Origin of the sequence: Actinomyces gerencseriae DSM 6844 (assembly GCF_000429265.1) — a bacterium.
GTDB classification, from domain to species: domain Bacteria; phylum Actinomycetota; class Actinomycetes; order Actinomycetales; family Actinomycetaceae; genus Actinomyces; species Actinomyces gerencseriae.
The window spans coordinates 59,253-78,856 of the sequence record NZ_AUBN01000006.1 but is presented as its reverse complement, the minus strand read 5'-3'; the positions used below and the strand labels follow the sequence as shown (position 1 = coordinate 78,856).

The window sequence follows — 19,604 nt, the reverse complement described above, 5'->3', positions numbered from 1 at the left end:
GCGACGCCGTCCGGCCGCCCCGGCGGCGCAGGGGGCGGCCCCACCGGACCGATCTCGGTGCGGAACTGAACCGATCTCGGCGATCAGCGCTTCAGCAGCGCGCTCTCGATGTAGGCGCGGGCCCTGGCGGCGTACTCGTGCGGGTTGGCGACCGCCGGGTCCTGCTCCGCCTCGACGAGGATCCAGTCCCGGTAGCCGTGATCGACGAGGGCGCCGTAGGGCTCGGTGAAGTCGATCATGCCGTCGCCCGGAACGGTGAACATACCGGCCAGGAACGAGTCGAGGAAGGAACGCTCCGCCTCGCGGGACTCCTGCATCTTGTCCGGGCGCACATCCTTGAAGTGCACGTGCTTGACGCGGTCGATGGTGGCCTCCAGCAGTCCCATGACGTCGCCGTCGCCGACGAGGGCGTGACCGGTGTCGAACAGGAGCGAGACCCTGGCCGGGTCGGTCATCTCCATGAGGCGGATCGTCTCCTCCTTGGTCTGGACGACGGTGCCCAGGTGGTGGTGGTAGACCAGCTCGAGCCCGTGGTCGTGGGCGATGCCGCCCAGGCGGCCCAGGCCCTCGGCCAGGACCCGCCACTCCTCCTGGCCGAGCACCGGCTTGTTGGTGAAGATGCAGACGTCGCGGATGCCCTGGACCGAGCCGGTCTGCTCCGATACGACGATCCTGGTGGCGTTCAGGTACTGGAGGTACTCGCAGGCGGCGGTGAAGTCGGGGACGACCGCCTCGATGCCGTCGCGCACGATGAAGGAGGAGAACCACTGGGCGACGATCGTGATGCCGCGGGCGTCGGCGCGCTCCTTGACGATCTCCCTGGGCGGGAAGAAACCGGCGCACTCGGTGCCGCGGTAGCCGACATCGGCCAGGTCGAGGAGCATGTCCTCCAGGGTGTTGAAGGCTCCGACCTCGGGGATGTCGTCGTTGCGCCAGGTGATGGGGTGCATGCCCCAGGAGATGCCGCTCGGGTCGGTGATGGCGGTGGCGGGGTCGAGTCGGAACGTCATGAGTATTCTCCTTCGAATTCTCCGGTTCTGCGGGACGGGCGGTGATGCGTCCGTTGCGGGCCCGGACCGACGGGCCCACTGCGGATGATCGTAATTGTCAGGACTAAGTCGAGTCCAGTGTCAGGAGTGGCGGGCCTCCGCGTCGGCCTCGATCCGCTCCAGGGAGCGCCCGGGGGTCTCGGGCGTGATCGTGAGCAGGACGACGGCGATGAGAAGGTTGAGCGCGCCGCGGGTGGCGCAGGCGTGGTCGGAGCCGAGGTCCTCGACGGCCTTCCGCCGGGTCTCCTCGATGGGGTTCGCCGCGGCCGCCGGGTGCGCCGTCGCGCCCGGCTCGGGGAAGCGCTCCGAGACGGAGCGGTAGCCGCGGGAGTGGAGTCGGCTCATCCACCCCGGGGAGAGGCCCCCGGGCGCGCAGGACCCGCCATCCCCGTCGCTCTCGCGCCCGTCGCCTACGCGAGAGGCCCCGGGCGCGCAGGACCCGCCATGTCCTGTGCGAGAAGCCCCTGGCGGACACGCAGGTCCCCCCAGGGACGCGCAGGACCCGCGGGGCGGGCTCGTGAGTCGGGCGTTGAGCGCGGAGGCGTTGCGGGCGCGCTATCCATCCTCCGGGTGCGCCGATGGGCCTCGGACCACAATAAGGGGCGACGGGGAGGGGGACCGATCGATGACGACTGCGACTCGTTCCGCCATGCGACGGCGTCTGGGCGCGCATCTGGCCTGCGTCGGAGCCGCCGCCGGGGCCGTCTGGGGCGCGCTGGGCGTCTCCCTGGCCGACGACGGCGCCGCGCGGGCCGCCCTGTCGCAGGAGTCGGACGGCTCGGCCGGCCGGATCGCGCTCCTCGTGGCGCTGCTCTCCGCCATCCCGCTCGGCTCCCTGCTGGGAGCCCCGGTGCTCGACCTGGTCTCGCATGTCGCGGGGCGCCGTTCCGCCGTTCTCGCCGCGGGCGTGCTCGTGGCGCTGGGTGCGGCCGTCGGCGTCGCGCCGGGGTCCTGGACGGCGGTGCCGTCGGGGGCTGTCACGGGGCTCGGGATCGGCGGATACGCCATCGTGGTGCCCAAGCTCGCCCACGAGCTCTCCGTGCGCGGGCACCGTCGTCTCGTGCCGCGCGTGCGCGCGCTGGCGCCGGCCGGAGCGGGACTGACCCTGGTCGCGAGCGCGTGCGGCGGGGCGATCGCGCCCGGCCAGTCGAGAGCGTGCGCATGGGCGGTGCCGGCATCGCTGGCCCTCGCCGGGAGCGCGCTCGCCATGGGTCTGCCGGAGACGCCCCACTGGTACGCGGCCCGTGGCAGACTCGACGCCGCCTACGAGGCGCTCAAGCGGATGCACGGAGTGCTGGAGGCCGCGGTCGCCATCGACTGGGTGAGACTGGACGCCGGCATGCAGGGGGAGCAGCATCCCCTGGCGGTCGATGACCTGCGCATCGCTCAGGTGCGCCGCACGGTGCTCGCCGGCCTCGTGCTCGAGGCGGTGCAGGCCCTGCCGCTGGGTCTGACGGCGATATGTCTGGCACCGTGGGCGTTGGGCGACGTGGGAGGGCCGGTGCCGGTGCGGCCGCTGATCGTGCTGGGCCTGTCGTGGACGGCTCTGGCGGTGGTGGGCGCGCGCAGGCGCTCGGAGAGGCTCCCGCTCGCCTGGGTGCTCGGTGGCACGGGCGCGTCGGCCTGCGCCGTCGTGCTGCTGCTTCTGCTGGATGGGCTCGACGGCGGCGGGGCGCTGGTCCTGCTGGTCGTCGTCGCGGGTCTGCTGGTGGGCGGCCAGTACGTCGCCGTGGTGCCCGCGTGCACCGGCTCCATCGACCCGATGGTGCCGCCGTGGCTGCTGCGCTCCCAGCGCCGCGCCAGCGCGGTGATCCGCCCGCTGGTCCAGATCGTGTCCGTGCTCGGCCCGACGGCCCTGCTGCTCGTCTCCGCCGAGGTCGCGATCGCGGTGGTGCTGGCCTGCCAGGTCGCCAGCATGCTGCTGGCGCTGGCGGCCCTGCCGCGTGCGCTGGCCGTGCTGCGATGAGCCGGTCCGGGACGAGGCGAGATGATGCGGGGTCCGCGGTGACGAGCGGGAGGAGTCCGGGGCCGGCGCCCCGGAGACGACGCGAGCGCCGACCCCGGTGGGGTGGCGCCCTCAGATGATTCTCGACGTGATGCGTGCAGTCGCGGCGGAGCGACTGGCTGCGCGGTCCTCGTCGCCCGCGCAGCTCGGGAAGGCTCGGCCCGTCGGAGGCCGGATCCTTCCGGGGCGATGCCCGCGCTCAGGCGGAGAGGTTGGTGCCGGTATAGACGCCGGTCAGCACGCCCGCGGTGCCGATGATGCCGGTGGCGATCAGCAGCGCGGGGGAGGACGCGATGACGCCGACCACGGCCATCACGAAGACGACGACGGCCAGGACGCTCATGCCGATCTTGAAGGTGAGCAGGTCGGCGGACCTGGTCCTGGACTCCGCCTGCGAGGGGACGGGAGCGGTCGTCGTGCTCGCAGTGGTCGGAGCCGAGGTGGCGGGGGCGACGGCGTCGATGGTGGGAGCGGTCATGGTTGGTGTCCTTTCGGTTCCTGTGCGGAACCGAAACGGGAGGCCCCGCACGGCGGTGTGCCCGACTCCGTGGAGTCGGTCCGACCGCGATCCGGCCGGTGCGACGAGACTAGGAGGGTGAGGCCTCTTTGTGTAGACAAAAAGGTGATAGTCGCGTCACGTGCCCCGAGGTGCCCTGGAGTGCCTCGGAGTGCTGTCGGCATGCGGCCGAGTCGCGGGTGGGTGCGCGTGTCGGGGCCCTCGCCCCGGAGGGCGGCGCGCGCATGAGGACCACTATCCTGAGCTCGTGATGATCACCCCCACCAGCATCCTCGCTAGCGCTGCCGCCCCTGGGGCGGCCGGGGACGAGCCCGTCGGCCCGGTCCTCGTCGTCGACTTCGGCGCCCAGTACGCCCAGCTCATCGCCCGCCGCGTGCGCGAGGCCTCGGTCTACTCCGAGATCGTGCCGCACTCGATGCCGGTGGCGGACATGCTCGCCAGGAGGCCGTCCGCGATCATCCTGTCGGGGGGACCGTCGTCGGTCTATGCGCCGGGCGCACCCGGCGTTGACGCGGCTCTGTTCGAGACGGGCGTGCCGATCCTCGGCATCTGCTACGGCTTCCAGGTCATGGCCCAGGCCATGGGCGGGACCGTGGGGCGAACCGGTACTCGCGAGTACGGGCGCACCCCCGCCCGCGTGGAGGGAGGCTCCTGCCTGTTCGACGGCACCCCGGAGGAGCACGTCGTGTGGATGAGCCACGGTGATGCCGTTCAGGCCGCTCCGGCGGGCTTCGTCGTCACCGCCTCGACGGCCGAGACGCCGGTGGCGGCCTTCGAGGACCGGGACCGACGCCTTTTCGGCCTGCAGTGGCATCCGGAGGTGGTGCACTCCGAGCACGGTCAGGCGGCGCTGGAGAACTTCCTGCACGTGGGGGCCGGCATTCCGGCGACCTGGACGCCGGACAGCATCATCGACGAGCAGGTCGCCGCCATTCGGCGGCTGGTCGGGGACTCCCACGTCATCTGCGGCCTGAGCGGTGGCGTCGACTCCTCCGTGGCCGCCGCCCTCGTCCACCGCGCCGTCGGCGACCAGCTCACCTGCATCTTCGTGGACCACGGGCTGTTGCGCGCCGGGGAGCGCGAGCAGGTCGTCCGCGACTACGCCGAGGGCATGGGCATCCGCGTCATCGCGGTCGATGAGACCGACCGGTTCCTGGCAGCGCTGGCGGGCGTGAGGGAGCCGGAGGCCAAGCGCAAGATCATCGGCCGGGAGTTCATCCGCTCCTTCGAGGCGGCTCAGCGCCGCGTCGTCGAGGAGGTGGGCGCGGCCGGCGGTGAGATCAGGTTCCTGGTCCAGGGCACCCTGTACCCCGACGTCGTCGAGTCCGGCGGCGGCGAGGGCGCGGCCAATATCAAGAGTCACCACAACGTCGGCGGACTACCGGACGACCTCGACTTCTCCCTCATCGAGCCGCTGCGCGCGCTGTTCAAGGACGAGGTGCGCGCCATCGGGCGCGAGCTGGGCGTGCCCGAGAAGATCGTGGCGCGCCAGCCCTTCCCGGGGCCGGGCCTGGGCATCCGCGTCATCGGCGAGGTGACGGCCGAGAATCTGCGCGTCCTGCGGGCGGCCGATCTCATCGCCCGAGAGGAGCTCACCGCCGCGGGGCTCGATGGCGAGATCTGGCAGTGCCCGGTGGTGCTGCTCGCCGATGTGCGCTCCGTGGGCGTGCAGGGGGACGGGCGCACGTACGGCCATCCGGTCGTGCTGCGACCGGTGAGCAGCGAGGACGCCATGACGGCGGACTGGACGCGTCTTCCCTACGACGTCCTCGCCCGCATCTCCACGCGCATCACCAACTCCGTGCCCGAGGTCAACCGGGTTGTGCTGGACTGCACGTCCAAGCCCCCGGGCACGATCGAGTGGGAGTGAGCGCGAGCGTTCGTTGTGAGGGCTGCGCAGCCGCGTTGCGCGCGGCCGACGGGAGTCGTTGCCCGCTCGCGGTGTGCCGCGGCGCATCGCGGAGGCGTCTGCTCGCGAGCTTGACCGCCGGGGCGAGGTTCCCATGCGGGCGTCCAGCCTGTCCGGCCTCGGACCGCGGCGACCTCGCCCCGGTCCTGCTCGCCGTGATGTGAAAATCTGGAGTTGCAGTCCAGATTTTCGCAGAGTGCCGTAGAATCCTTGCCATCGCGCGGTAAGGAGGCTGTTCATGTACAGGCATCGCGAGGCTGAGGCGGCACTGCTGTCCCTCATGAGGCAGTTCAAGGTGGTGCTGGTGACCGGGGCGCGTCAGGTCGGCAAGACCACGATGCTGCAGCACCTGCTGCCCGGAGATTTCCGCTACGTGACGCTCGATGACCCCCGGGCCGGGGTGCTCGCCCGGGAGGACCCGGCGCTCTTCTTCGACGCCAACCGACTTCCCGTGGCCGTTGATGAGGTTCAGCGGGTTCCCGGGCTGTTTCAGCAGGTCAAGTTCCTCGTCGATCAGTCCCCCGAGATGGGGCGCGTCGTGCTGACCGGCTCCCAGACCTTCCACCTCATGCGGGGCGTCAGCGAGTCTCTCGCGGGGCGGGTCGCGGTTCTGGAGATGACGGGCATGTCCCTGCGGGAGCTCGCCGGTTGCGGGGGGAGGGGCCCCTATGTCCCATCGGCGGTCGGCGACGGCGGAAGGCGCGATCCTCCTGAGGACCTCGACCTATGGGCCGCGATCCACCGCGGATCGATGCCCCGGCTTATGGACCCCTCGGTGTCCGGGGACGCCTTTTACACGGGATATGTCCGTACGTATCTTGAGAGGGATGTACGCGATCTCATCGCTGTCAAGGATGAGGCGAGCTTCTATCATTTCCTCGTCGCCTGCGCCGCGCGCACGGGCAGGCTCGTCAATCGCAGCGACCTCGCCCGGGATGCCGGGATCGACGTCAAGACGGCGCAGAACTGGCTCTCGGTCCTTCAGGCCTCCGGCGTGGTGCGCCTGCTGCGCCCGTTCTGGTCCAATGCCACCAAGCGGATCGCCAAGACTCCCAAGCTCTACGTCACGGACACGGGGCTGGCTTGTTATCTGCTGGGATGGAACTCTCCGGAGACCCTGCGCAGAGGAGCGATGGCCGGTCACATGTTCGAGACCTTCGTCGTCGGCGAGGTCATCAAGTCCTATCTCAACGCCGGCGGTGACGCCCGGAATGTGCATTTCTACCGGGATTCCCGTCAACGGGAGATCGACCTGATCATCCAGGAAGGGCGTGTGCTGCATCCCGTTGAGATCAAGACGTCGGCAACGGTGACTCGCGAGGCTGTAGCGGGCTTCTCCGTTCTCAACGACGCCGGCGACTACGACGTGGGGGCGGGCGCCGTCATCTGCCAGACCCGGGAGCCCTACCCCGTGACGGCCGCCGTGGAGGCGATCCCCGTCTGGTCGATCTGACGGCGCCGGGCGGGAGGGCCGGGATGACGGCGAGAGCGGGCCCCGGCCTCACCCCCGACCGCCGTCGTCGGACCGGCCGAGGATGATCCGGGCGATCTCGCGCCTGGCCCCCCTCCCCTCGGGGGAGGGGATCATCGGGTAGACGTGGTTGAGGTTGTGCCCGATATGCAGCGTGGAGTCGACGCCGGCCTCGACGAGCCTGTCGTGGAGGAGCGCGTTGTCCGGGAGGAAGATCTCCCGGCTGCCCACGAATGTGGTGACCCGGTGCAGTGCGGACAGGTCCCCGTTGACGGGCGACAGGTGCCAGTCGGTCGTGGGCGTGTCGCCGGCCCATGACCGACCCATGATCGTGAGCGGCTCGGGGGCCATGAGCGGGTCGATGTCGACGTAGTCGGCGATGTCCGGGTTCGTATGGGTGATGTCCACCCAGGGGGACAGGAGGATCAGCTCGTCGGGCTGGCGACTGCCCTGCTCCGCGAGCGACAGGGCGATGACGACGGCCAGACCCCCGCCCGCGCTGTCGCCCATGAGGACGATCCGCTTGCCCGGGTTCTCCGAGAGGGTGCGCGAGTACAGGTCCAGGACGAGGCGGTGCGCCTCCTGCCACGTGTGATGAGGGGCCAGAGGGTAGAGCGGCACGATGAAGCCCGCGCCCGTCCTGCGGGTGAGCTCGTCGATCAGCAGGGCCTGTCCCTGCGAGGCCGTGGAGATATAGCCGCCTCCGTGGAGGTAGACGACGATGGTGTCCGAGGCCGAGTGCGGACGGACGCAGTAGACCGGCATGCCGTCGTCCTCGCGTCGTTCGACGTCGTAGCGGCGCCGTGACCAGATGGGGAAGGACAGTGTCCGTCGGGGCTCCGGTCGGCTCGCCATCCGCGCGAGTCGGTCGGCCGCCGAGGTGCGGGCGTTGAGCTTCTTGATCGGGCGCACGCCGTACTCGGCCAGGGTCGCGATCGCCGAACGCTGGTAGCGCAGGCGGGAGAAGGCGCTGAAGGCGCTCGCGGCGAGTGCCGCGCCACCGGTGAGACCGAGGGCCCTGGACATCGTGAGCATGCGTCTCCTCGACATTGCGATTCCCCGGATCGGTCCGAACCACCGGACGTCCGGTCTGCCTGTGCCATCGTAGGCGGACCGCTCAACGGGAGCGGGACGATCCATGCTCGTCGCTTCCGCTCAGTGAGAACCACCGGGCTCCTGCCCGATGCGATGCCCGGCCGCTTCGACCAACGCGGAGCCAGTACGGACATGCCGGGGACTGGCAGGGCTCCCCTCGCCGAGGGGCCGGTGGGAGAGGAGCGTGATAGCGTCACGATCGAGCACGTGAGCGCCTTGAGCGCTCGGTGGGGCGGACTGCTATCCGCTGCCTCCACGGACACGGTCGTCCGGCGGCCGTCGCTCGAGCCTGAAAGGACAGATGACAATGGACTACATGCGACTCGGCAGCACGGACATCACCATCCCCCGCCTGTGCATCGGGGGGATGAGCTTCGGGAAGGTCTTCCCGGACTTCCACCAGTGGGTCATCGACCAGGAGGCCACCCAGGCCGTCATCGCCCGCGCCCTGGAGCTGGGCGTCACCTTCATCGACACCGCCAATGTCTACGCCCACGGCACGAGCGAGGAGTTCATCGGCGTCTCGCTGAAGAACCTGGGCGTGGCGCGCGAGGACGTGGTGCTGGCCTCCAAGGTCTACTTCAACGAGGGGCACCTGTCGCGCGCGGCCATCGAGCGCGAGATCGACGGGACCCTGGGACGTCTGGGCACCGACTACCTCGACCTCTACATCATCCACCGCTTCGACTACGCCACCCCGGTCGAGGAGACCATGGAGGCGCTCGACTCCCTCGTGCGCTCCGGGAGGGTGCGGGCCCTGGGGGCGTCCGCCATGTACGCCTACCAGCTGCACACCATGCAGGTGACCGCCGACGCTCACGGCTGGACCCGGTTCTCCTCCATGCAGAACCACTACAACCTGCTCTACCGCGAGGATGAGAGGGAGATGATCCCCGTGTGCCGCCAGTACGGCATGGCGCTGACCCCTTACAGCCCCTTGGCCTCCGGGCACCTGACCCGTCCCACCTGGGACTCCGGCTCCGTGCGCTCCACCACCGACGCCACCATGCGCGGCAAGTACGACCGCGAGCGCGAGACCGACATGCCCATCATCGAGCGCGTCGCCGAGCTCGCCGGGCGTTACGGGGTGGCGATGGCGGACGTTGCACTCGCCTGGCACTGGGCCAAGGGGGTGGTCGCCCCCATCGTCGGCTGCTCACGGCCGAGCCGCGTCGACGACGCCGTTCGGGCTCTCGACCTGACGCTCACCGAGGAGGACGTCGCCTTCCTCGAGGAGCCCTACCGGGCCCATGAGCTCGTCGGTCCGTTGGCCCGCCCCGGGGACGCGGCGCTGCCCGGCTCGGCCACCGATCGGGTGGCCTCTGCCGGGCGGGACGTCTCACAGCGTTGATCTGGCCCGGGTGCGGCCCACGGCCATGGCGACGGAGAGGACCGCGACGGCGAACAGGGTGCAGATCCCGCAGTCGACGAGCAGCGGGCGGATGACGTCAGCGGACATCGAGGTCGCGTTGTACGCCCCGGAGATCGCCTGATCCGCCCAGTAGCCGGGCGTGAGCCTGGCGGTTCGGGCGATGGCGTCGGGCATCCACTCGATGGGCACCCACGCCCCGGCCAGGAAGGACAGCGCCATGCCTCCGATGTTGGCGACCGCGTTGGCAGCGTTCTGGCCCAGGCCGAACTGCCCCACGAGGAATCCCAGCGAGACCGCCACGAGCATGTAGGAGCCCAGGGCCGCTCCGACGACGCCCAGGAGCGGGGCTGATGTCGTCACGGAGCCGGCCCCGAAGACCGCCACCCCCAGCCCGAGGATCCACAGCCACCCGACGACCCCGACGACGAGGCATGCGCCCAGAAGCCCGAGGTTGCGGGCACCGCCGCTGACCGGGGCGGCATCGAGGCGGGAACGGACCGCCCGGCGCCCCAGCGCCGTCATGAGCGCCGAGATGGCCACGACGGCGAAGGCCACCAGCGGGTAGAGGGAGAATTGGGCGTAGACGGTGAGGTCGTGGGGCAGGGGCGCGGCGTCCCGGGCGATCCGCTGCGCCGGGACGGAGCGGGCCGTCGTGTCATCGGCCAGGGCGACGGCCCGGGCCGGGTCCTCGGTGACGGCGGACAGGTAGTCGACGACCTGGCCCGCATAGGAGTCGATGCGCACGTTCATGAGCGCGCCCGAGGCCGACTCGTATCCGATGACGCTGTCCATCCGCGGCGGCTCGCCTCCTGCGCGCGCGGCCCGCCGGACCTCCTCCCCGTAGCCGGCGGGGATGATGAGGATGTAGTCGATGCGGTTCTGCGCGGTGGCGTCCTGCATGGCCCGCTCGGAGTCCTCCAGGTCCCGCACCTCGCCCACGGACTCGACGTAGCGCTTGATCCCCTGCGAGATCGTCGACCCGTCGCGGTCGATGACGGCCACGCTCACCGTCGTCTCCTCGACTTGGTCGGACGCGTCCCCGCTCTGGGCGACGCCGGTGAGCAGGCCGAGCATGGAGAGCCATACCAGGTAGACCAGGACGTACATCCAGTGGGCCGCCACGATCCTCAGCGACGTCTTAAAGGTGCTCATGGCTCATCCTCCTGGCGCGGATCAGGGCGATGGCGAGGAACAGGCCCGCCATGCCCGTCAGGACGGCGCAGCTGCGGGCGAAGGGGACGAGGGAGTCGTAGTAGAGCAGCCCGTAGAAGCAGTGCGCGCACTGCCACAGGGGGTTGACCCGGGTCAGGAGGGGCGCACTGCGCTCGACGGCGTCGGCCAGCGACTGGGCGCCGGGCCCGTAGAGCCCGGTGAACAGCGACAGCAGGACGGTGATCGCAATGACCATGTCGATCCTCATTCTTCGGATCGTTCCCAGGGCGGCGCCCGCCGCGCTCGACATGAGGCCGGTCAGGCCGATCGCCACCAGGCACAGGGGCGCGTGCGGGCCGAAGTCCACCCCGACGACCAGGGCGATGAAGGCGAAGGCGATGAGCAGGCAGCCCAGGACGCACACCCACGAGGCCGCGAGCGCGGCCGTGAGGACCTTCCAGCGGGGCAGGCCCGCCATGGTGCGCCGCGCGCCCAGGGGCGAGGCGGCCATGATGCCCTGCACGGCGAGCACGGCGACGGTCGCCCCCATGCCGCCGGCGAAGGCGAGCAGCGCGAAGTAGTAGCGGGTCGCGGGTTTGACCGGGGTGCGCGTCACCGGGACCGAGCGGGTGAAGCCGTGCGCCGTCCCGAGCCCGGCGACCCGCTCGGGCGCCGCCCCGGCGGCGATGGCCGCCTCCCGCTGGGCCCGGGTCTGGGCGTAGGAGTCCATGACCACCCGCAGGACCCTCAGCGAGGGCTCGTCGTCGCCCTCCTGCGTCACGTGCAGCACGGGGCCGCCGTTCTCGACGGCGAGGTAGCCCGCGGTGTCGCCCCGCTTCGCGGCGGCCTCGGCCTCGGACGCGGTGGAGTGGGCGACCTCGGCGATGAGGCGGGGGTCGGCGTCGGCGGCGGAGACGCGCTCGACGAGGGCGTCCAGGCCGGGGGCCGAGCGGTAGGCCTCGTCCTGGACGACGCCGAAGCTCATGGGGGTGGTCTCGTAGGCCCTCTCCAGGCCCGAGAACATCGCCATGAACATGAGCGACAGGACGATCGGCAGGCCCAGCGTCCACACCAGGAGGACCTTGTCGCGCAGGAGCCGGAGCACCTGGTAGGTGAAGACGGCTCTCATGTCAGGCCGCCTCGTCCCGCAGGGCGCGCCCGGTGATCTCCAGGAAGACGTCGTTGAGCGTCGGGGGCTCGGAGGTCACCCGGCCGCAGGTCGCGCCCGCCTCGGCCAGCGCCCCCATGACGTCGGAGAGGTTGTGCGCCCCTGGCGCGCACTCGACGACGAGCCCCGGGGCCTGCCAGGAGGCGGTGCGCACGTGCTTCAGGCGGCGCAGGGACTCCAGGGTCCCCTCGCCCGGCGGGACGGGGTCGACGACCTCGATGCGGATGCGCTCGCCGGTGCCGATCATGGCCTTGAGCTCGTCGGCGGTGCCGGCGGCGACCTGCCTGCCGCAGTCCATGATGACGATCCTGCGGCACAGCTCCTCGACCTCCTCCATGTAGTGGCTCGTGTAGATGATGGTGGCGCCGCGCTCGTTGAGGCGCCTGATGCCCTGAAGGATGGCGCTGCGGGACTGGGGGTCGACGGCGACGGTGGGCTCGTCGAAGATGATGAGCTCGGGGGCGTGGGCGATGCCGCAGGCGATATTGAGCCGGCGCAGCAGGCCGCCGGAGAGCTTCTTGGGCCTGAAGTTCGCGAACTTCTCCAGGTCGACGAAGGCGATCGCCGCCTCGACCAGGCGGCGGCGCCGGGCGCGGTCGCCCACGTACAGGGCGCAGAAGGCGTCGATGTTCTCCGCCACGGTGAGCTCGTCGAAGACGGCCACCTCCTGGGGCACCACGCCGATGCGGCGCTTGAGGTCGTAGGCGGTGGCGCTCATGGGCCTGCCGAACACCCGGATCTCGCCCTTGTCGTAGGTGAGCAGCTGGAGGAGGCAGTTGATCGTCGTGGTCTTGCCCGAGCCGTTGGGGCCGAGCAGGCCGAGGACCTCGCCCCGTCCGATCTCCAGCGACAGCCCGTCGACCGCGATCAGCTCCCCGTAGCGCTTGACCAGGGAGCGTATGGTCACCGCCCGGTCGGCCCGGTCGGCCGTGGGCGGGGCCTGGTCGTTCATGTGGTCTCCTTCCGCGGTGGCGCGATGCGCGTCCATGCTCGCGTCCGCGCCCGGGCGGGCGGAAGTGCACGCTGTCATGGCCCGGCGGCGCCGGGCATGACTTCTGTCATCGCGCCGGCGCTCGCGGGGCGCCCGCCTGACCGATAATCGTCGCGTGAGGGTTCTGGCGGACAGGGGCGCGGTCCTGGGGGCGTGCCTGCTCATGGCGCTGGCGCCGGGGGCCGTCGGCGCGGCCGAGGTCGTCTGGCTCCTCCTGGCCGTCGTCGTCGGCGGGCTGTGCGCGGTGGCGGACGGGCGGCGCGGGGCGATCGCCCTTCCTGCCTCCTACCTGCTGGCCGGCTGCCCGTGGGCGGCCTCGGCGGTGGGCGCGCCGCTGGTCGTCTACGACCTGGTGCGCCAGTCGGCCCTCGGTTCCCGGCGGGCCCGCCTGCTCGCGGTCTGCTGCGTCCCGCTGCCGGTGGTCCTGATGGTGCGGGCCCGGGGTGCCGCGGGCGCGGGGAGTGCGGTGGCGGGCGCGGTCGTGGCGCTCCTGGCGGCCCGCCTGGCCCTGCGCACCGCTCAGGAGGAGGCGGCGCGTGAGCGCCTGCACGCCATGAGGGACGATCTGCACGAGAAGGTCGTGGCGCTGCGGGCCTCGCGCGCCCGCCTGGAGGAGGCCCGGGAGCACGAGACGCGCGCCGCGGCCCTGGCCGAGCGCACGCGCATCGCCCGCGACATCCACGACGGCGTCGGGCACCTGCTGACCCGCCTGCTCCTTCAGGTCAAGGCCCTGGCCGTCACCCACCGGGACGAGCCCGCCGTCGCGGCCGACCTGGCGGAGCTGGACCGCGGGCTGGACGGGGCCCTGAGCGCCATGCGCCGGTCCGTCCACGCGCTGTCCGACGAGGGCGAGGACCTGGCGACCTCGCTCAATCTGCTGGGTTCGCGGTGCGGCATCGGCCATGTGGAGGTCGACTGCCCCCTGGAGGAGGCGCCCCCGCCGGCGGTGACGCGCTGCCTCGTCGCGGTGGTGCGCGAGGCCCTGACCAATGCCGCGCGGCACGGGCGGGCCTCCTCGGCGCGGGTGAGGGTCTCCGACTACCCTGCGTTCTGGCGGGTCGCGGTCGATAACGACGGCGCCGTCCCCGAGCGCGGCCAGTGGCCGGGCGGCGGGGCGCCGAGCAGCATCTCTCCGAACGGCGCCCCCGCCGGTCTGGGGCTGCGCTCCATGAGCGAGCGCCTCGAGGCGCTGGGCGGGACGGTGCGCCTGGCCCCGCGCCCGAGGTTCACCGTCATCGCAACGATTCCGAAGGGTGGAGCATGAGAGTGCTCATTGTCGACGACGACGCCTTCGTCGCCCAGTCGCTGGCCACCATCTTGTCGGTGGAGGCTGATATCGACGTCGTGGGCCTGGGCGGCTCCGGACCCGAGGCGGTCGAGCAGTACCGGGAGTTGCGCCCCGACGTCCTGCTCATGGACATCCGGATGCCGCTGGGCGACGGGCTCGCCGCCGCCGAGCGGATCCTCGCCGAGGACGAGGGCGCGCGCATCGTCTTCCTGACCACCTTCTCCGACGACGAGTACATTGTGCGGGCCCTGAAGATGGGCTCGCGCGGCTACCTCGTCAAGCAGGACGTCGCCCGTCTCGCCCCGGCGCTGCGCAGTGTCATGGCCGGGGTGTGCGTGCTGGAGGGGGAGGTGCTCTCCCGCAGCGCCGCCATGGGCCTGGGGCGGACGGGCGCGCCGGGCCGGGGGCCCGCGCCGCGCGGGGCCGTGTTCGCGCCCCTGACCGAGCGCGAGTACGAGGTGGTCGAGGCCGTGGCGGAGGGCCTCGACAACGCCGGGGTGGCGCGGCGGCTCTTCATGAGCGAGGGGACGGTGCGCAACCACATCAGTTCGATCCTGGCCAAGCTGGGGCTGCGCAATCGGACCCAGGTCGCGGTGGCGTACTACCGGTCCGCGCGGGCCGGGCGGGGGCGCGGCGGCCCGGACGCCAGATGAACGACTGAGAAGGCGCCAGATGAACGACTGGAACGACGCCACATGAACGATTACAATGACGCCAGATGAACGACTGGAACGACGCCGCATGAACGACTGCGGAGACGTCGCAGGCCGGGTCGACGCCGTGCGGCCATGACGAGGGGGAGAGGCCGATGAAGCAGAAGGGCTATCTGCCGCGGGTCGTGGACCGGCTCATCGACGACTCGCTCGGCTACTCGGGCGGCATCCTCATCGAGGGCGTTCGCGCTTGCGGCAAGACCATGACCGGGCGGCAGCACGCCTCCTCCGAGGTCGCGCTGGACTCGGGGCTGCCGCAGATCCGCGCCGCCCTGGAGGTCGACCCGTCGCTTCTCCTGAGAGGCGACGTGCCGCGACTCATAGATGAGTGGCAGATCGAGCCCTCGCTGTGGAACCTCGTGCGCAGGCAGATCGACTCCCGCCGCCTTCCGGGCCAATTCATCCTCACCGGCTCCTGCGTCCCGGCCGAGGACGCCTCCCGTCACTCCGGCGCGCACCGGCTCTCACGGATCCGGATGCGGCCCATGACCCTGTTCGAACGAGGCCGGGGCGACGGCGGCGTCAGCCTGGCGGGCCTGTTCGACGGTCGGGCTCCGGAACCGGTGCTCGACTCGGGAACCGGCGTGCCCGAGGTCCTGGACGACCTGGTGCACGGCGGATGGCCGGGCGACCACGACCTGACGACCCGCCAGGCGCAGCGCCACTTGCGCGACTACGTCGAGGACGTCATCAATGTCGACGTCGGCCGTCTGGACGGCGAACCGCGCAGGGACCCCGTGCGCCTGCGCGCGCTCATGCGCTCCCTCGCCCGGCACGTGGGGACGGAGGCGTCTTTCAGCACCATCGCCAAGGACGTGTCCGGGCAGTCCCTGACCGCCCAGACCGCCGTCGCCTACGTGAACGCCCTCAAACGCCTGTTCATCATCGAGGAGCAGCTGCCCTGGGCGCCGCACCTGCGGTCGCGCTACGCGGTGCGCACCTCCCCGAAATTGCATTTCGTCGACCCCGCGCTCGCCGCCGCGGTGACGGCCACGTCCGCCGAGCGGCTCCTGGAGGACCTGGAGACCGCCGGACTGTGGTTCGAGTCCCAGGTGGTGCAGCACTTGAGAGTCTTCGCCGAGGCTCTCGGCGGGCACGTCCACCACTACCGCGATAAGGCCGGCAAGGAGGCGGACGCCATCGTGGAACTCGACGACGGCCGTTGGGCCGCCTTCGAGGTCAAACTGGGCCGGCGCCAGATCCCGGCGGCGCAGGCCTCGCTCGCCGCCTTCGTGGCCGACGTCGATACCGCGCGAACGCCGTCCCCGGCATTCACCGCCGTCGTCACTGCCGACGGGCCCACGATGCCGCTTCCCGACGGCGCCGTGACCTTCCCGCTGGGGGCGCTGGGGCCCTGAGCGGAGCGCACCGGGGGCGTCGCCGTCGGCTTGATGCGGGCCGACCGGGGCGGACGCGCCTCAGTCCCACCACAGGCCCAGGACCGGGTAGGACTCCACGGACCGGACGAAGGCGGCGAGATCGGGGAAGCCGCTCTGCTCGTAGGAGTCCGGGCAGACCCTGTAGACCTCCGCGAGAAGGCTCATGACCTCGGGGCGGCTCAGGCCCCGCGGGGGCATCTGGAGCATGAGCAGGTCGAAGTCGATGCCGACCGGGGTGAGGTGGTAGCGCTCCTCCCAGGAGACGGCTATGCGCGCAATGCCGGCGCCCGCCAGGCCGTAGTTCGCCGGCCCCATCCATCCCAGCGTCGTCAGGGCGTCGGCCGGGGACATGGCCGGGATGAGGGCCAGCGCCACGGGCCGGGCGTCCCCCCACGGCACCAGGAGGTCCTGGGGCCCGGCTGGCGGGGCGGCGACCGGACCGCCCAGCTCCCGCACCGTCGCTATGGGGGCGATGGACTCCAGGTAGTCCACGATCTCCGGGTCCTCAACGCCGTCCAGCTCGCCGGGGGAGAGCAGGAAGGCCTCGACGTCGAAGTCCGATCCCTCGTCCGGGCCGAGGACCTCGCCGGAGCGCCACGGCCGTTCGAGGCCGTCGTCGTACCCCGTCACCGCGATCGGCCACAGGCCGGTGTCCCCGAAGCGGGAGGCCAGGTGGCGCACCCACTGCTGAACGAGCCCGGTCTCGACGGCCTCCTCGGTCACCCACGCGCACGGCGGGGCGTCGGAGACGGCGGCGACGGCGTCGAAGCCCGCGTCGTCGTCGGCGGGGCGGACGTGAAGGCCCGCGGGCAGGTCGATCCCGCCCAGTCGCAGTGGACCCTCGGGCGGGACGTCGCCCCGGGTCGTTGAGCGCAGCGGCGTGTTCGGCGTCATGGGACGATGGTAGGGCGGGCGCCGGCGGGCCGGGGCGCGCCGCATTCGTCAGGGGCCGTCGGCGATGACGCGCCACGTCCCCGCGCGGGCGCTGCCCTCACGCGCCAGGCGCCCCGAGTCGCGCAGGGCGGCGACCGCCCGCTCCGCCGTCCTGCGCGAGCATCCCAGGTGCTCGGCCAGGGCCTTGATCGTCGCGCGCGGGTTGGCGTCGAGGAACAGGAGGACCTGTTCTCGCCGATTCCGCGCCGAGGAGACCGTCGCATAGGGTGTCAGCGCGTCCCGGATGACCGTGAGCATGAAGGTCACGAAGGCCTCGCTCGATCCCCGTGCGTTCGAGCGGGCGATCGCCTCGTAGTAGCCCTCCTGACGGTCTCGGATCACGCTCTCGATCGGCAACCACGCCAGTGCCGGGCGCCAGTGCGACAGCAGCAGCGTGTGCCACAGGCGCCCCGTGCGGCCGTTGCCATCCGAGAAGGGGTGGATGAACTCGAATTCGTCGTGGAAGACGCAGGAGGCCGTCAGCGGGTGCAGATCGGTCGAGGTCATCCAGGCGAACAGATCCGTCATGACCTCGGGGATGTAGCGGGCCGGTGCGCCGGCGTGGATGAGCCCTCCTTCTTTGAAGACGCCCGTGTTCCCCGCGCGGTACCGCCCGGCGTCATCGATGAGTCCGCGCATCATGACGCCGTGGGCGCGCAGCAGGTCGTCGGGGGAGAGGGGGTCCAGATCGTCCATGAGCCGGTAGGCGCGGCGGGCGTTGTCCACCTCGAGGATCTGCCTGGCGGGGCCGAGGACGCGCTTGCCGTCGAGGATCGCCGTGACGGCCTCGCGCGAGAGCGTGTTCCCCTCGATCATGAGGGAGGAGTGGATGGTGGTGATGCGCAGCTCGCGATGCAGCACGGGACTCGTGCTCAGGGCGGACGCGGAGCCGAGTGCGCCGACGAGCTCGGCGATCTCCATGCACAGTGCGTTGATCTCGGCCGTGCGCACCAGCGGCGGCTCATGGGCCATGCGGGCTCCTCCGATCCGATCTGCGCGTGCGCGCCCGGTGCCGACGCACGCGGAGCGTGATGGGCATCACCGCCATATTTTACCGCCAGTGGCGGTGATCGGGCGGTCGACCCGAGGTGCTCGGGGTTTTCCGCGTCATGCTCCATCGCGCTCCGTGCGCGAGGAGGGCGCCCGCCTGCGGGACTTCACCCTTTGGGGGAGTCGATTCGGTGATGTCGCCTGGGCTCGCATTGTGCGAGGCGTGCTCGCGCGATGCGAGTTCAGCGCTCCTCTCCGAGGATCCGCCGGCGCAGGGCCGGAATGTTGCGGGCGCCGTCGGCGACTCCGAGAAGCGGCATCCGGTACAGCTGCGCCAGCCGCTGCGCGGTCGTGCGCATGATCTCGGCGACGGCCGGCCCGGGCAGCGACGAGCCGCGGGAGGGGGCGCCGCTCGACGCCGAGACGTGCACTTCGCACTCGAAAGTGCAGTTCCAGCCGTCGTTCTCGAGGGCGAAATGCACGTCTCGACGAGGAGCCCCCGGATTGGGAGAGAGCCCCAACGACCCCCGCCGTCGTCATCCTGGTTGTACTCGGCGAGAACGCTCAGGTGGTGGCCGACGAAGACGGCGCCGCAAGTCGCGAAGTCGGCGGGGGCGGTGCCCGGCGGGAAGGCGCCGGCGCGTCAGTAGAGGGCCGCGCCGAACGGGTCGGCCTTGCGGATGCGCTCGCTGACCAGCCAGGCGATCATCTTCGGATCGCGGTGGTCGAAGATGCGCGGGAAGGAGCCGTCGTCCAGAGCGGCGAAGGCGGCCATGTCCTCCTCGTCCAAAGAGAAGTCGAAGACGTCGAAGTTCTCCTCCATGCGGGCCCGGCGCACCGACTTGGGGATGACGATGACGTCCTTGTGCATGAGTGCGCGCAGGATCACCTGCCCGGCGGTCTTGCCGTACTTCTCGCCAATGGCGCTCAGCACCGGGTTGGTGAAGATGCCGTTCCTGCCCTCGGCGAAGGGAGCCCAGGCCTCGTGGACGACGCCGAGCGAGGCCATGAGCCCGTGCGCCTCGGCGTTCTGGCGGAAGGGGTGGGTCTCCACCTGGTTGACCATGGGCGGGACCTCGGTGAGCAGGGCGATGTCCGTCAGACGGTCGGGGTAGAAGTTGGACACTCCGATGGCGCGCAGCCTGCCCGCCCGGTAGGCCTCCTCCAGGGCGCGGTACGCGCCGGGGAAGTCGGCGATCGGCTGGTGCAGGAGCATCAGGTCGATGTAGTCCGTGCCGAGCAGGCGGAGGGACTCGTCGATGGAGGCGGCGGCCCGGTCGTAGTTCATATTGGCCACCCAGATCTTGGAGGTGATGAAGACGTCCTCCCGCGGCAGACCGCTGGCGCGCACGGCGGCGCCCACGCCCTCCTCGTTGCCGTAGGCCTGGGCGGTGTCGATGAGGCGGTAGCCGACTTCGAGGGCCTCGGCCACGCAGCGCTCGGTCTGATCCGGCGGGGTCTGGAAGACGCCGTATCCGAGCATCGGCATCTCGACGCCGTTGGCCAGGGCGCGGGTGGGGATGCTGGGTGCGGTCGTGGTGCTCGTGGTGCTCATGTGTTCCTTGGTTGGTT

General features: G+C 71.2%; 18 protein-coding genes. 7 read left to right on the top strand and 11 right to left on the bottom strand.

Going from position 1 to position 19,604, the window contains the following annotated elements; genetic code table 11:
- Positions 1-83: 83 nt before the first annotated feature.
- Together iolE and G448_RS0101940 are read right to left on the bottom strand one after the other, a co-directional pair.
- Positions 84-1,010 carry a myo-inosose-2 dehydratase gene (iolE, locus tag G448_RS0101945; RefSeq protein WP_026406605.1) on the bottom strand — a complete coding sequence of 309 codons (927 nt, stop codon included), beginning with the start codon at positions 1,008-1,010 and terminating at the stop codon, positions 84-86.
- A 120-nt stretch (positions 1,011-1,130) separates the two neighbouring features.
- Positions 1,131-1,394, bottom strand: a complete 264-nt coding sequence (locus G448_RS0101940) for a hypothetical protein (RefSeq protein WP_026406604.1) — start codon at positions 1,392-1,394, stop codon at positions 1,131-1,133.
- A 280-nt stretch (positions 1,395-1,674) separates the two neighbouring features.
- On the opposite strand from G448_RS0101940, the gene G448_RS0101935 reads away from it, so the two are divergent.
- Positions 1,675-3,015 (top strand): MFS transporter, encoded by a 1,341-nt coding sequence (locus G448_RS0101935; RefSeq protein WP_026406603.1) that lies wholly within the window; start codon positions 1,675-1,677, stop codon positions 3,013-3,015.
- Between the two features lie 238 nt (positions 3,016-3,253).
- Here the strand turns inward: G448_RS0101935 and G448_RS0101930 are convergent, their stop codons facing one another.
- Positions 3,254-3,532 (bottom strand): hypothetical protein, encoded by a 279-nt coding sequence (locus G448_RS0101930; protein ID WP_026406602.1) that lies wholly within the window; start codon positions 3,530-3,532, stop codon positions 3,254-3,256.
- A 289-nt stretch (positions 3,533-3,821) separates the two neighbouring features.
- On the opposite strand from G448_RS0101930, the gene guaA reads away from it, so the two are divergent.
- The gene (guaA, locus tag G448_RS0101925) at positions 3,822-5,441 is read left to right on the top strand and encodes a glutamine-hydrolyzing GMP synthase (RefSeq protein WP_051268529.1); all 1,620 of its coding nucleotides are present in this window, start codon (positions 3,822-3,824) and stop codon (positions 5,439-5,441) included.
- A 277-nt stretch (positions 5,442-5,718) separates the two neighbouring features.
- Positions 5,719-6,933 carry an ATP-binding protein gene (locus G448_RS0101920; RefSeq protein ID WP_026406600.1) on the top strand — a complete coding sequence of 405 codons (1,215 nt, stop codon included), beginning with the start codon at positions 5,719-5,721 and terminating at the stop codon, positions 6,931-6,933.
- A 48-nt stretch (positions 6,934-6,981) separates the two neighbouring features.
- On the opposite strand, the gene G448_RS0101915 is transcribed toward G448_RS0101920, so the two are convergent.
- Entirely contained in the window at positions 6,982-8,001 is a 1,020-nt protein-coding gene (locus G448_RS0101915) for an alpha/beta hydrolase fold domain-containing protein (protein WP_156910896.1), read from the bottom strand.
- A 346-nt stretch (positions 8,002-8,347) separates the two neighbouring features.
- On the opposite strand from G448_RS0101915, the gene G448_RS14760 reads away from it, so the two are divergent.
- A complete protein-coding gene (locus G448_RS14760; RefSeq protein WP_245572143.1) occupies positions 8,348-9,397 on the top strand; it encodes an aldo/keto reductase in 1,050 nt (349 codons plus the stop codon).
- On the opposite strand, the gene G448_RS0101905 is transcribed toward G448_RS14760, so the two are convergent.
- Genes G448_RS0101905 through G448_RS0101895 form a run of 3 tightly spaced genes read right to left on the bottom strand, consistent with a single transcriptional unit; the run spans position 9,386 to position 12,690 of the window.
- On the bottom strand, positions 9,386-10,570 hold the full coding sequence (locus tag G448_RS0101905; protein ID WP_026406598.1) for an ABC transporter permease: 1,185 nt from the start codon (positions 10,568-10,570) through the stop codon (positions 9,386-9,388). The genes G448_RS14760 and G448_RS0101905 overlap by 12 nt on opposite strands.
- A complete protein-coding gene (locus tag G448_RS0101900) occupies positions 10,557-11,699 on the bottom strand; it encodes an ABC transporter permease (RefSeq protein ID WP_026406597.1) in 1,143 nt (380 codons plus the stop codon). Before G448_RS0101900 ends, G448_RS0101905 begins: the two co-directional genes overlap by 14 nt.
- Before the next feature lies 1 nt (position 11,700).
- Positions 11,701-12,690 (bottom strand): ABC transporter ATP-binding protein, encoded by a 990-nt coding sequence (locus G448_RS0101895; protein ID WP_026406596.1) that lies wholly within the window; start codon positions 12,688-12,690, stop codon positions 11,701-11,703.
- A gap of 154 nt (positions 12,691-12,844) precedes the next feature.
- Between G448_RS0101895 and G448_RS0101890 the strand changes: the two genes are divergently transcribed.
- From G448_RS0101890 to G448_RS0101880, 3 genes are all read left to right on the top strand, one after another.
- Positions 12,845-13,993 carry a sensor histidine kinase gene (locus G448_RS0101890; protein ID WP_026406595.1) on the top strand — a complete coding sequence of 383 codons (1,149 nt, stop codon included), beginning with the start codon at positions 12,845-12,847 and terminating at the stop codon, positions 13,991-13,993.
- Positions 13,990-14,670 carry a response regulator gene (locus G448_RS0101885; protein ID WP_026406594.1) on the top strand — a complete coding sequence of 227 codons (681 nt, stop codon included), beginning with the start codon at positions 13,990-13,992 and terminating at the stop codon, positions 14,668-14,670. Before G448_RS0101890 ends, G448_RS0101885 begins: the two co-directional genes overlap by 4 nt.
- 155 nt (positions 14,671-14,825) lie before the next feature.
- On the top strand, positions 14,826-16,088 hold the full coding sequence (locus G448_RS0101880; RefSeq protein WP_026406593.1) for an ATP-binding protein: 1,263 nt from the start codon (positions 14,826-14,828) through the stop codon (positions 16,086-16,088).
- A 60-nt stretch (positions 16,089-16,148) separates the two neighbouring features.
- Here the strand turns inward: G448_RS0101880 and G448_RS0101875 are convergent, their stop codons facing one another.
- From G448_RS0101875 to G448_RS0101860, 4 genes are all read right to left on the bottom strand, one after another.
- Positions 16,149-17,003 carry a DUF4253 domain-containing protein gene (locus tag G448_RS0101875; protein ID WP_156910895.1) on the bottom strand — a complete coding sequence of 285 codons (855 nt, stop codon included), beginning with the start codon at positions 17,001-17,003 and terminating at the stop codon, positions 16,149-16,151.
- Between the two features lie 48 nt (positions 17,004-17,051).
- Complete coding sequence (locus G448_RS0101870) at positions 17,052-18,014, bottom strand: Fic family protein (RefSeq protein ID WP_026406591.1); 963 nt, start codon at positions 18,012-18,014, stop codon at positions 17,052-17,054.
- Positions 18,015-18,274: 260 nt separating this feature from the next.
- Positions 18,275-18,514 (bottom strand): hypothetical protein, encoded by a 240-nt coding sequence (locus G448_RS0101865; protein ID WP_026406590.1) that lies wholly within the window; start codon positions 18,512-18,514, stop codon positions 18,275-18,277.
- A gap of 161 nt (positions 18,515-18,675) precedes the next feature.
- On the bottom strand, positions 18,676-19,587 hold the full coding sequence (locus tag G448_RS0101860) for an aldo/keto reductase (protein ID WP_051268526.1): 912 nt from the start codon (positions 19,585-19,587) through the stop codon (positions 18,676-18,678).
- Positions 19,588-19,604: the final 17 nt, after the last annotated feature.

Coding starts and splice junctions, on each gene's coding strand:
- G448_RS0101915 (WP_156910896.1), bottom strand. CDS start 8,001: ATGTCGAGGAGACGCATGCTCACGATGTCCAGGGCCCTCGGTCTCACC.
- G448_RS0101930 (WP_026406602.1), bottom strand. CDS start 3,532: ATGACCGCTCCCACCATCGACGCCGTCGCCCCCGCCACCTCGGCTCCG.
- G448_RS0101920 (WP_026406600.1), top strand. CDS start 5,719: ATGTACAGGCATCGCGAGGCTGAGGCGGCACTGCTGTCCCTCATGAGG.
- G448_RS0101905 (WP_026406598.1), bottom strand. CDS start 10,570: ATGAGCACCTTTAAGACGTCGCTGAGGATCGTGGCGGCCCACTGGATG.
- G448_RS0101895 (WP_026406596.1), bottom strand. CDS start 12,690: ATGAACGACCAGGCCCCGCCCACGGCCGACCGGGCCGACCGGGCGGTG.
- G448_RS0101900 (WP_026406597.1), bottom strand. CDS start 11,699: ATGAGAGCCGTCTTCACCTACCAGGTGCTCCGGCTCCTGCGCGACAAG.
- G448_RS14760 (WP_245572143.1), top strand. CDS start 8,348: ATGACAATGGACTACATGCGACTCGGCAGCACGGACATCACCATCCCC.
- G448_RS0101860 (WP_051268526.1), bottom strand. CDS start 19,587: ATGAGCACCACGAGCACCACGACCGCACCCAGCATCCCCACCCGCGCC.
- G448_RS0101935 (WP_026406603.1), top strand. CDS start 1,675: ATGACGACTGCGACTCGTTCCGCCATGCGACGGCGTCTGGGCGCGCAT.
- G448_RS0101880 (WP_026406593.1), top strand. CDS start 14,826: ATGAAGCAGAAGGGCTATCTGCCGCGGGTCGTGGACCGGCTCATCGAC.
- G448_RS0101875 (WP_156910895.1), bottom strand. CDS start 17,003: ATGACGCCGAACACGCCGCTGCGCTCAACGACCCGGGGCGACGTCCCG.
- G448_RS0101870 (WP_026406591.1), bottom strand. CDS start 18,014: ATGGCCCATGAGCCGCCGCTGGTGCGCACGGCCGAGATCAACGCACTG.
- G448_RS0101885 (WP_026406594.1), top strand. CDS start 13,990: ATGAGAGTGCTCATTGTCGACGACGACGCCTTCGTCGCCCAGTCGCTG.
- guaA (WP_051268529.1), top strand. CDS start 3,822: ATGATCACCCCCACCAGCATCCTCGCTAGCGCTGCCGCCCCTGGGGCG.
- G448_RS0101940 (WP_026406604.1), bottom strand. CDS start 1,394: ATGAGCCGACTCCACTCCCGCGGCTACCGCTCCGTCTCGGAGCGCTTC.
- iolE (WP_026406605.1), bottom strand. CDS start 1,010: ATGACGTTCCGACTCGACCCCGCCACCGCCATCACCGACCCGAGCGGC.